Annotated in this window: 9 protein-coding genes; 2 read left to right on the forward strand and 7 right to left on the reverse strand. The window is 68.3% G+C overall.

The genetic code is table 11. The annotated features are described in order from the left end of the window. Window positions 1-149 precede the first annotated feature (149 nt). From ACFWY6_RS26970 to pcaC, 3 genes are read right to left on the reverse strand one after another with little or no spacing between them, the layout of a single operon-like run. Window positions 150-929 (reverse strand): exodeoxyribonuclease III, encoded by a 780-nt coding sequence (locus ACFWY6_RS26970; protein WP_384695306.1) that lies wholly within the window; start codon window positions 927-929, stop codon window positions 150-152. Between the two features lie 30 nt (window positions 930-959). Further along, the gene (locus ACFWY6_RS26975; RefSeq protein ID WP_384695344.1) at window positions 960-1,592 is read right to left on the reverse strand and encodes an MBL fold metallo-hydrolase; all 633 of its coding nucleotides are present in this window, start codon (window positions 1,590-1,592) and stop codon (window positions 960-962) included. Between the two features lie 40 nt (window positions 1,593-1,632). Next, complete coding sequence (gene pcaC, locus ACFWY6_RS26980) at window positions 1,633-2,928, reverse strand: 4-carboxymuconolactone decarboxylase (RefSeq protein ID WP_384695311.1); 1,296 nt, start codon at window positions 2,926-2,928, stop codon at window positions 1,633-1,635. Window positions 2,929-3,065: 137 nt separating this feature from the next. Here pcaC and ACFWY6_RS26985 point away from each other — a divergent pair, with 137 nt between their 5' ends. Together ACFWY6_RS26985 and ACFWY6_RS26990 are read left to right on the forward strand one after the other, a co-directional pair. Further along, window positions 3,066-3,281 (forward strand): hypothetical protein, encoded by a 216-nt coding sequence (locus tag ACFWY6_RS26985; protein WP_384695347.1) that lies wholly within the window; start codon window positions 3,066-3,068, stop codon window positions 3,279-3,281. Then, window positions 3,191-3,592: a hypothetical protein gene (locus ACFWY6_RS26990; RefSeq protein ID WP_384695313.1), complete on the forward strand. Its 402-nt coding sequence runs from the start codon at window positions 3,191-3,193 to the stop codon at window positions 3,590-3,592. The genes ACFWY6_RS26985 and ACFWY6_RS26990 overlap by 91 nt, the downstream gene beginning before the upstream one ends. 142 nt (window positions 3,593-3,734) lie before the next feature. Here ACFWY6_RS26990 and ACFWY6_RS26995 read toward each other — a convergent pair whose 3' ends face one another. The 4 genes from ACFWY6_RS26995 to ACFWY6_RS27010 all read right to left on the reverse strand — a co-directional run. Then, window positions 3,735-4,616 (reverse strand): carbon-nitrogen hydrolase family protein, encoded by an 882-nt coding sequence (locus tag ACFWY6_RS26995; RefSeq protein WP_384695316.1) that lies wholly within the window; start codon window positions 4,614-4,616, stop codon window positions 3,735-3,737. Window positions 4,617-4,659: 43 nt separating this feature from the next. Further along, window positions 4,660-4,980, reverse strand: a complete 321-nt coding sequence (locus tag ACFWY6_RS27000; RefSeq protein ID WP_384695319.1) for an AzlD domain-containing protein — start codon at window positions 4,978-4,980, stop codon at window positions 4,660-4,662. Continuing rightward, window positions 4,977-5,777: an AzlC family ABC transporter permease gene (locus ACFWY6_RS27005; RefSeq protein WP_384695321.1), complete on the reverse strand. Its 801-nt coding sequence runs from the start codon at window positions 5,775-5,777 to the stop codon at window positions 4,977-4,979. The genes ACFWY6_RS27000 and ACFWY6_RS27005 overlap by 4 nt, the downstream gene beginning before the upstream one ends. Before the next feature lie 108 nt (window positions 5,778-5,885). Beyond that, window positions 5,886-9,517: alpha/beta fold hydrolase (locus ACFWY6_RS27010; RefSeq protein WP_384695325.1), on the reverse strand; the 3,632-nt coding region annotated here is incomplete at its 5' end.

The raw sequence follows: 9,517 nt of genomic DNA on the forward strand, positions 1-9,517 counted from the left end.
GGCTCCAGGGGGGGCAGCTGAGCGCCCCGCAAGGGGCGCGGGGAAAAGCGCGGCCCCCCCCCACCGACCCCCAGACAAACCACCGCGCCCACCCCGCCCGTCCCGCGGCGCGCCACGCGGTCGCGCCCCCGCGCCCCCCGGGGGCCGGGCTAGAGCTCCAGGTCCACCACGACCGGCGCATGGTCGGATGCGCCCTTGCCCTTGCGCTCCTCGCGGTCGACGTACGAATCCGTCACGGCCTTCGTGAACGCCTCGTTGCCGTAGACCAGGTCGATCCGCATGCCCTTGTTCTTGGGGAAGCCCAGCTCGCGGTAGTCCCAGAACGTGAACGGGTGTGCGTACTTCAGCGGCCGGGGCACGACGTCGGAGAGGCCCGTCTCCCGCAGCGCGGCCAGCGCGTCGCGCTCGGCAGGGGTGACGTGGGTGGCGCCTTCGAAGAGGGCGGGGTCCCACACGTCCTCATCGGTCGGCGCCACGTTGAAGTCCCCCAGGACCGCGAAGGGCCGCTCCCCCGCCGCGTCCGCTGCCGCCGCGGCCTTCAGCGCGGCGAGCCACTCCAGCTTGTACGCGTAGTGCGCGTGCTCCACCTCGCGGCCGTTCGGCACGTACACCGACCAGATCCGCGCGGGGCCGCATGTCGCGGAGATCGCCCGCGGCTCCTGTGCCCCGTCGTAGTCGGGCCCGCCGGGCAGTCCGAGCGTCACGTCGTCGAGGCCGACGCGGGAGACCAGCGCCACGCCGTTCCACCGCCCCGTCGCGTTCACCGCCGACTCGTAGCCGAGCTCGCGCAGTTCGTCGGCGGGGAAGCCCTCCGCGGTGGTCTTGGTCTCCTGGATGCACAGCACATCCGTACCGCTGTTCTCCAGCCAGGCGAGGAGCCTCGGGAGGCGAGCGGTGATCGAGTTCACGTTCCAGGTGGCAATGCGCATGTCTCACAACCTACCGGGCGGGTCCGACAGTCACAGGTCGGCCGACTCGCCCGGCGTCAGGCGCAGGTGCTCGGCTTCGCCCAGGGCCCCGATCTGGGAGTCGTAGATCGGCCGGGCCAGGTCCGTGAGCAGGGCGTCGTGGATGTCGTAGGCGCGCATCGGCTTGACCTCGCGGACGTAGTCGATGACCTCGGAGATCTTGTTCCAGGGCGCCATCACCGGCAGCATCAGCGTGTCCACCGGCTGCTCGGGGACGGTCAGCGCGTCGCCCGGGTGGAAGACCGAACCGTCCACCAGATAGCCGACGTTGGTGATCCGCGGGATGTCCGGGTGGATCACGGCGTGCAGCTCGCCGTGCACCTGCACGTCGAACCCGGCGGCGCTGAAGGTGTCCCCGTGCCCCACGACATGCACCCGCCCCGGGAAGGCGGCCGAGATCTTCTCCGCGACGGAGCGCAGGGTCCAGATCTCGGCGGCCGGGTTGGCCTCCATGCCCGCGCGCAGCCGGTCCTCGTTGAAGTGGTCGATGTGCTCGTGCGTGACGAGGATCGCCTCGGCGCCGACCGCGGCGTCCTCCTCGCTGAAGGTGCCGGGGTCGATGACGAGACTCCGCCCGTCCCGCTCGAGGCGGACACAGGCGTGTGTCTTCTTCGTGAGCTTGATGCGCTTCGCGGCAGTCGTCATGCCCCCATCCTGCTACGCGTCACTCCTGGGGCGTGGTTTCCTCGCGGATCACGGCCTGGGCGACCTTGAACGCCGAGTTCGCCGCGGGTACGCCGCAGTAGACGGCGGCCTGCAGCAGCACTTCCTTGATCTCCAGCGGGGTGAGGCCGTTGCGCAGCGCCGCGCGGATGTGGAAGCCCAGTTCGTCGAGGTGACCGCCGGCGACGAGCGCGGTGAGGGTGACGCAGCTGCGGGAGCGCCGGTCGAGCCCCGGACGGTTCCAGACCTCGCCCCAGGCGTAGCGCGTGATGAGCTCCTGGAAGTCCCCGGAGAAGTCGTCGGCGGCGGCCAGGGCACGGTCGACGTGCGCGTCGCCGAGCACCTCGCGGCGGACCTTGAGCCCCGCGTCGTACGGATCGGGACGGCCGCCGCCCACGGCTTCGGGCTGCGCCATGGGCCCGATCTCGGCGACGGGCGTGACGGGCGGCGGGGCGAGCACCGGCTTGACCGGGGGCGCGCTGATCGCCGCGTGGGTGCCGGTCGCGTCGGCCGTGGCCGGCCAGGCGGTGGAGAAGTGCCGTACGAGCAGGTCGGTGACGGCCGCGGGCTGCTCGACGGGGGCGAGGTGCGATGCACCCGGCACGACGGCGAGGCGGGCGTCCGGTATCCCGGCGACGAGGGTGCGGGCCTCGCCGGGCCCGGTGACCTGATCCTCGGAGCCGACGAGCACAAGGGTGGGCACCCCGATCCGGCCCAGCTCGGCCCGCACGTCGAAGGCGGCGAGCGCCTCGCAGGCGGCTATGTAGCAGCCGGGGTCGGTGGTCCGCACCATCTGTACGGCCCAGTCGGTGATCGCGGGCTGCGCGGCGGCGAAGCCCGGCGTGAACCAGCGGTCGGGGGAGGTACGCGCGATGGGGTCGAGCCCATTGCTCCGCACGATGACACCACGCTGGCGGAACTCGTCGGCGCTGCCGAACCGCGGCGATGCGGATATCAGCGCGAGGGAGGCCACGCGCTGCGGGTGGCGCAGGGCCAGTTCGGCACCGATGGCACCGCCGAAGGCGCAGCCCGCGTACCCGAAGCGGTGCACTCCGACCTCGTCGAGCGTGGCCAGGAGCCGCTGGGCGAGCTCGCTCACGGAGCCCGCGGGGTGCGCGGGCGCACCGCCGTGTCCTGGCATGTCGAAGCGGAACACCCGCCAGTGCTTGACCAGCTCGGGCACCTGCCGGTCCCACATGTGCCAGGTCGTGCCGAGGGACGGTCCCAGGATCAGGACCGGCGCGTCTTCGGGCCCGTCAAAGCGGTATTGCAGGGTGCTCTTAGGTGTCTCACTCACTCGCCTGACCCTCTCATCTGTCACGACAGCCCCTATGAGCGGGGTCCTGGCTGTATGTGTATGACCAGGTGGAAGACCTGCCGGGCCGCTATGACAACCGCGACCGGATCACGAAGGTCTCCAGCACCAACACCACCGTGACCTACGCCTACGACGGAGACGGCAACCTCAAGCAACGCTCCGACTCCACTGTCATCACCGAGTACGACTTCGACCCGCTCAGCCGGGAGACGGTCCGCCCCTCCAGGACGGCTCTCAGACCGTGCTCACCCATACGGCCGACGGGAACGTCGAGACGTACAAGGCCCCATCCGGAACCGTCCGCTACACCTACAGCAAGACCAACAGTCTAGAGTCACTGACCGATCTCTTCGGCCAGAAGACGGGCTACGAGTACAACGCCAACGACTCCCGCATCAAGGTCAGCTACCCGGGCGGCACGGTCCAGTCGATCAGCCGCGACAGGTCCAACCGGGCCACTGCCATCAAAGCCACCTCGCCCAAGGGCACTCTCATGGACCTCTCCTACACCTACGCCTACAGCAGTGGCAGCACCACCAAGGACGGCACGAAGATCCGCATCCGGACCGACGCCCAGGCGGGTCTGAAGCGCACGTACGACTACGACTCCGCGGGGCACCTGACCTTCACCAAGGAGACCTGATGGACATCCTTCCGGGGCAGCGCCCCTGATCCCGGATGTCCGTCAAAGTGGATCAAGCCCACCGCGAAGGGGGATGACCCTGCGCAGCATCTCGTCGTCCGGCTCGATATCACGCACGGTGTGGATTCGCTCCATGCATGCCTCACATCACGCAAGCCGTCGAACGAGGACCGTGGTCACGCTTACTCGACCCGCTGAGATCCTTTCCAGACGACTCGGCGACGTCCTGCAACATCGTCAGCTGCTTACGTACGGCATCCAGATCTGCATCGTCGAGATCTGCTATGGCAAGCGTGGGCCCCTGGCTGCCCGCCTCCGCAAGGAGACGTCCATTTGGTCCGTAGATCGCGCTTCCCCCACAGAATTCCCAGGGACCCTGCTGCCCCGCGAAGTTGGCAAACAGGACGTAGAAGGTGTTCTCGAGGGCTCGTGCGGGGAAGTAGACCGAGCGGCGGTGGTCAGAATCTCCCTGGACAAACGCACCACCGCAGAGATAAGCGTCCGCCCCCGCAAGCGCGGCCGCACGAGCATGCTCTGGGAAGCTCGCGTCGTAACAGATCCCGATGGCCAGACACCAGCCATCCACCACAACGGTGCAGCACCCCGCCGTTCCCGGGTCGAAGACTTCCCTTTCATGGGCTTCGAGATGCTGCTTGTCGCAGACCGCCGCTGTGCGTCCCTGCTCATCGATGACGAGAGCAGAGATGGCCGACTTCCGCCCAAGCGCCCTGGGTGCACCCACGATTGCCGTGACGCCAGAAGCACGGCAGGCTGCCCTGATCACTTCCAGCTCCTCCCCCTGTGGATCAACCGCCTGGGCGGGCAGGGAGGCGCGGAGCCATGCAGGCTCATAGCCGGTGAGGGACAGCTCGGGGAAGAGCAGAACACGTACCCCCTCGTCTCCTGCGGCCTTTACCACGGACGCCGCCTCGGAGGCGTTATGAGCAACGTCTCCGGGGCGGGCCTGCGTCTGCGCGACAGCCACCCGCAGGGGCGCTCGGTTCGGGGACAACTCGGTGTTCATGATCTGGCCCTTCGTGGCCTCGATGCGGATGTCGTGGATTGGCTCAGCCGATGAGCCATTGGCTCAAGAAGAACACGGCGATTCCGATGGCCGTGACGAGCAGAAACTTCTTGGAGATGAGCCCCGCGATGAAAGTGGCGATGCCGCCGATCAGGTACGGGTTCGTCGCCGTCAGCTCGATACCCTCACCCGACGGCGCAAGAACGGCGGGAAACACCAGCGCGGCCAGGACCGCGGGCGGTGTGTAGTTGAGCAGGGTCTTCACCACCGGAGGCATCTCGCGGTCGGCGAAAGCGGCAAGCGGCAGGTACCGCGGCAGGAAGCTGCACAGCCCCATGCCCAGAATCAACAGCGCCATGTTCATCGCGAACTCTCCATGCCTTCCGTGTTCTCCGACTCCTCGGCGGCCGTGTCAGGCGCCTCGTCGTCCTTGGACCCCTTCGTCGCGTATTCGCACGCGGTACCCACGCCCGCGCCGACCACGGTGGCCAGCACGACGCCCAGGTTGTAGGGCAGCCCGTGCGCCAGCATCACGGTCAGTCCCGCCGTACAAATGACAGCGGCCACACGCCAATTCGCGAGCCCGGTTGCGAGCATGGCGACGAACATCGCCGTCATCGGGAAATCGAGTCCGAGTTTCTCCACATCGGGCACGGCAGAGCCAAGGATCATGCCGACGACCGTCGACAGCATCCACGTGACATACATGACGCCCGAGGCGCCGAGGAAGTACAGGTGTTTGTCCCGGGTGAGTTCGCCCTTCTTCAGCCGTTCGATGGCCACGAAGAAGACAGCGTCGATCAGCCCGAAGCCGAGAAGTACCCTCCATCGCTGCGGCACGTCCTTGACGTGCGGGATCAGGATGGTCGAGTAGATCAACATCCGGAGCCCCAGGATGAGGGTCGTCAGAATGATCGTGAGCCAGCCCGCGCCGTCGGCTATCAGGGCGAAGCCGACGAACTGGGCAGTGCCTGAGTTCACGGCCATCGCCAGGCCCAGAGTGGACCATGCGGACAGCCCGCTGGACAGGCCGAGCACGCCGCCGGCGATGCCCATGGGGATGGCTGAGGCAAGGAACGGGGCCATGCTCTTCGCCCCGGCGAGCAACTGCTGGCGCGGGGTGAGAAGCCCCATGGCCTCCGGTGTGTCTGCGGTACTCATCTTCAGTGCACTTCGTTCCGTCGATCTTCAATGTACGGGTCGTGACCCGCCTGGCCGGAGGACGGACGGGACCACGTGGAATGCGTGTGGCCCCGACCGCCCCCAAAATCAGCGCGCGTCGCCGGCCGCTTCTCGCCACCGGTCGAGCACCAGATCGGCGACCGCGTCCGGAGCCGTACGGCAGAAGTAGTGACCGCCTGCGCCTACCTCAGCGAGCCGCGGCGCATTGGCGAACAGCGACCACTGCTCGTACCGCTCCCCGTGCCCCGGGGTCAGGGGGTCGTCCGTGGCGTAGACGGCCGTGAGCGGGGCGCTGATCTTCACGCCCGGGCCGTGCTCGACCGCCTTGAGCAGGTAGCCGTTGGCCGAGCTGGAATCGTGCCGGAACACACCGGCGATGAACGCCACCTGGGCGGAGCGCAGTACGTCGAGTCCGGCGAACCCGGTCTCGTCGACGAGCCAGCGGACGATGTCCTCGTCCGTCATCGCGGCCACCTGGTCCAGGCCCTTGCGGGTGACCTCGGCGGGGTGCAGCAGCTTGCCACCCGTGAAGACGTGCGCCGGGCGGCTCCCGCCCTCCTCAAGGAGGCGTGCGGTCTCCAACGCGAGGGCCGAGCCCACGCAGTGGCCCCAGAGCATGACCGGCCGCCCGGCGAGGGTGTGCCCGATCTCCTGCACCACGCGCTTCGCCGCGTCCTCCACGGACAGGAAGGGTTCGTCCGGCCGCCCACCGTCGTGGCCGGGAAGCTCCACGCCGAACACCGCGACGCCGCTGTCGGCCTTGTCCAGTGCCGTGGCCAGCGGCTCGAAGTTGATGGCATTGCCACCCGCGTACGAGAAGCAGACCAGGGCGCACTCGGCTCCGGACGGATTCGCCGAAAGGGACTGGAGCAGGTTCCGCTCCTCCGCCTCCGCGCCGCTGCTCTCGTCCACGCGGGTCTGGGCCACGTCGCACAGCGGCTGCAGGGTGGAGTTGCGCATCAGGTCGGTCAGCGAGACCAGCCCGTCCAACTCCATGATCACGCGCATCGCCGACAGCGAGCTGCCGCCCAGCATGAAGAAGTTCTGGTCGAGCGTGATCCCGTCGAACGGGACGTCGAGCACCTTCGACCATGCTTCGGCGATGCGCACCTGAACTTCGGTGGCAGGACGGCGGTTCGCCGACTCCGCCGCGGACTCGGTGGCCTCTGGCGTCCCGGAACGGCCGAACGTGAGGCGGCTGCGCTGCTCGAGGCTGCCCAGCACGTCGACGCCTTCGGTCGTACGGCGTCCGTACAACCCGGTCGTCACCGGTGGAGCGCCCGCATCCCCGGCCACGAGAACGATCTCGCCGCGTGTGGCGAAGGGAGCCGGCAGGCCGTGCTCGTCGAGGATCCGTGCGTGGAAGGACCGTGTCGGATCCGGCACGAACTGTTCCAGTTCGACGGGCAGGCCCTGCTCACGCTCTGCCGTGTCGAGCGCCGTCAGCTCCTCCTCGGGAAGGAGCACAGCGAGATGGTGAGCGGCTGTCGGATCTGCCGTCATCTGCTCGAACGCGGCGATGTAGTACGCCCCCATCCTCTCCATCTGCCACGGTTCGAAGAGGTGCGCGTGGTAGTGCAGGCACAGCCGAACCTCATCGGTGATGAAGTGCCGCGAGTACTCGGCACGGAGTACGAACTCCGTCTCGGAGTTGGCCCGCACGTCGAGGATCGAGAAGCCGTCGATCGCCTCGAGCTGCTTGAGCAGATAGAAGTGCGTGAAGTTGAAGGCCGTCTCGAAGAGGGCTTCCTGCGTCCCCAGGTCGTGCTTCATCTGGGCCATCGGATAGCGCCGTGCGGGAAGCAGATCGACCTCGGACCGGTAGACCTGGCGGACGAGATCCGCCCACGAGCCTTCGTCCATCCGTGCCCGGAACGGCACGGTGTTCAGGAACAGGCCGATCGCGCGTGTGGCGTCCTCCGCTTCGGGACGACCGCTGTGCTCATAGCCGGTCATGACGTCCCGGTCACCCGCGATCAACGAGAGGACCTTGGTGTGCGCCGCCATGGCGACGTTCTTGACCGGGACGGCCAGCTCATTGGCCAGCTCCACGATGCGGTCGGAGAGGCCGCGCGGGAACTCCACCTCGTGGAAGAGCACGGGGAAGACGTCCGGGTCCTCGGAGTCCTTGGTCCGGGGCAGCTCGGTGAAGGTGCTGCCTTCGAGCAGTTGGGCCCAGTAGGCGCGGTGCTCTTCGTTCTCCAGCGACTCTCGTTCGAGCGCGACGTAGTTGCGTCCGTGGTTGTCGACGAGGGCGTCCGGAAGCGGCCTGCCCTCCCGGAGCCGGTAGTACGTGTCGAAGAGCGTGGTGTGGACCAGTGTGATGCTCCAGCCGTCGAGGGCGGAGTTGTGCTGACTGAGCGAGTAGCGGAACAGGTCGTCGCTCAGGATGTGCACGTGCAGCCGTACGAGGCCGGGCTCGGCCCAGACGAACTGGTTCGCCTTCTCTTCCTCGGCCCACGTGCGGTACCAGTCGTCCTGCTCCTCCTCGGTCTTGCCGCGGAGGTCGGCGATGGCGAGCGGAAGCGGCGCGTCCTCGTGCACGAACTGCAAGTACTCGCCGTAGCCGGTGAGGTGGTAACTGGTTCGGAAGATGGGGTTCCGGTCCACCACGATCCGGGCGGCCCGCTCGAAGCACTCGGCATCGAACGAGCTCTGGATCATGTAGCTGATGATGTCGTGGTACTCGGCGGTGCCGTGGGACAGCTCGCTCTGGAACACCAGACCGGCCTGTAGCTGGGTCATCGGATACGCGTCCTCGATCCCGGCGGGGATCTTCGCCCGGTCTTCCGCGGACAGCAGCTCGAACGGCTCCAGGGTGCGCGCCGCGGGACCGTGCGTGGAGGCCTCGTCGGCCAGGCTCGCGGCCAATTCCGCGACTGTCGGGTTCTGGAAGAACTGCTGGAAGGTGAAGTCGAGGCCGGCCGCGCGGGCCTTGGCCAGCACGGTGACGAAGTGAATCGAGTTGCCGCCGAGGGCGAAGAAGTTCTCGTGCACACCGACCTGGTCGGAGCCGAGCACCTCTCCCCAGATGCGGGCCAGGTCGGCTTCCTGCGGCGTACGCGCGGCGACGTACTCGACGACATCGCGAGCAGGCTGCTCGGGCTCGGGCAGGGCCCGGCGGTCCAGCTTGCCGTTCGGGGTGAGCGGGAAAGAGTCCAGCGTGACCAGCCGGGCCGGGACCATGTACTGCGGCAGCGTCAGGCCCAGGTGATCCTTGAGCACGGCCTCCGCGACCGGCTCGGGGGTCAAGGCATAGCCGCACAGGGAGGTCTGTCCGTCGTCTCCCTTGCGGGCGACGACCACGGCGTCCTTCACCGAGGGGTGCCGGCGCAGCCGCTCCTCGATCTCCCCCAGCTCGATGCGGTATCCACGCACCTTGACCTGATGGTCGATGCGGCCCAGGTACTCGATCGAGCCGTCGGGAAGCCAGCGGGCCAGGTCGCCGGTGCGATAGACACGGTCCTCGCCGGCAAGCGGGGCGGCGACGAATCGTTCGGCGGTCAGTTCGGGACGGTGCAGATATCCGCGGGCCAGCTGGACACCGGCGATGCACAGCTCTCCGGGCACACCCACCGGCTGAGGGCGCAGGTCCATGTCGAGCATCACAATGCGGGTGTTGTCGAGCGGGGGGCCGGGCGGCCCCCGGGGCGCCCGGCCCGCCCCGGCGGGGGGGGGGGCGGGGACCCCCGCGGCCGGGGGCGCGGGCAGGGTCACCA

It is taken from the genome of Streptomyces sp. NPDC059037 (assembly GCF_042740015.1).
Classification (GTDB): domain Bacteria; phylum Actinomycetota; class Actinomycetes; order Streptomycetales; family Streptomycetaceae; genus Streptomyces.

Coding starts and splice junctions, on each gene's coding strand:
- ACFWY6_RS26970 (WP_384695306.1), bottom strand. CDS start 929: ATGCGCATTGCCACCTGGAACGTGAACTCGATCACCGCTCGCCTCCCG.
- ACFWY6_RS26995 (WP_384695316.1), bottom strand. CDS start 4,616: ATGAACACCGAGTTGTCCCCGAACCGAGCGCCCCTGCGGGTGGCTGTC.
- ACFWY6_RS27000 (WP_384695319.1), bottom strand. CDS start 4,980: ATGAACATGGCGCTGTTGATTCTGGGCATGGGGCTGTGCAGCTTCCTG.
- ACFWY6_RS27005 (WP_384695321.1), bottom strand. CDS start 5,777: ATGAGTACCGCAGACACACCGGAGGCCATGGGGCTTCTCACCCCGCGC.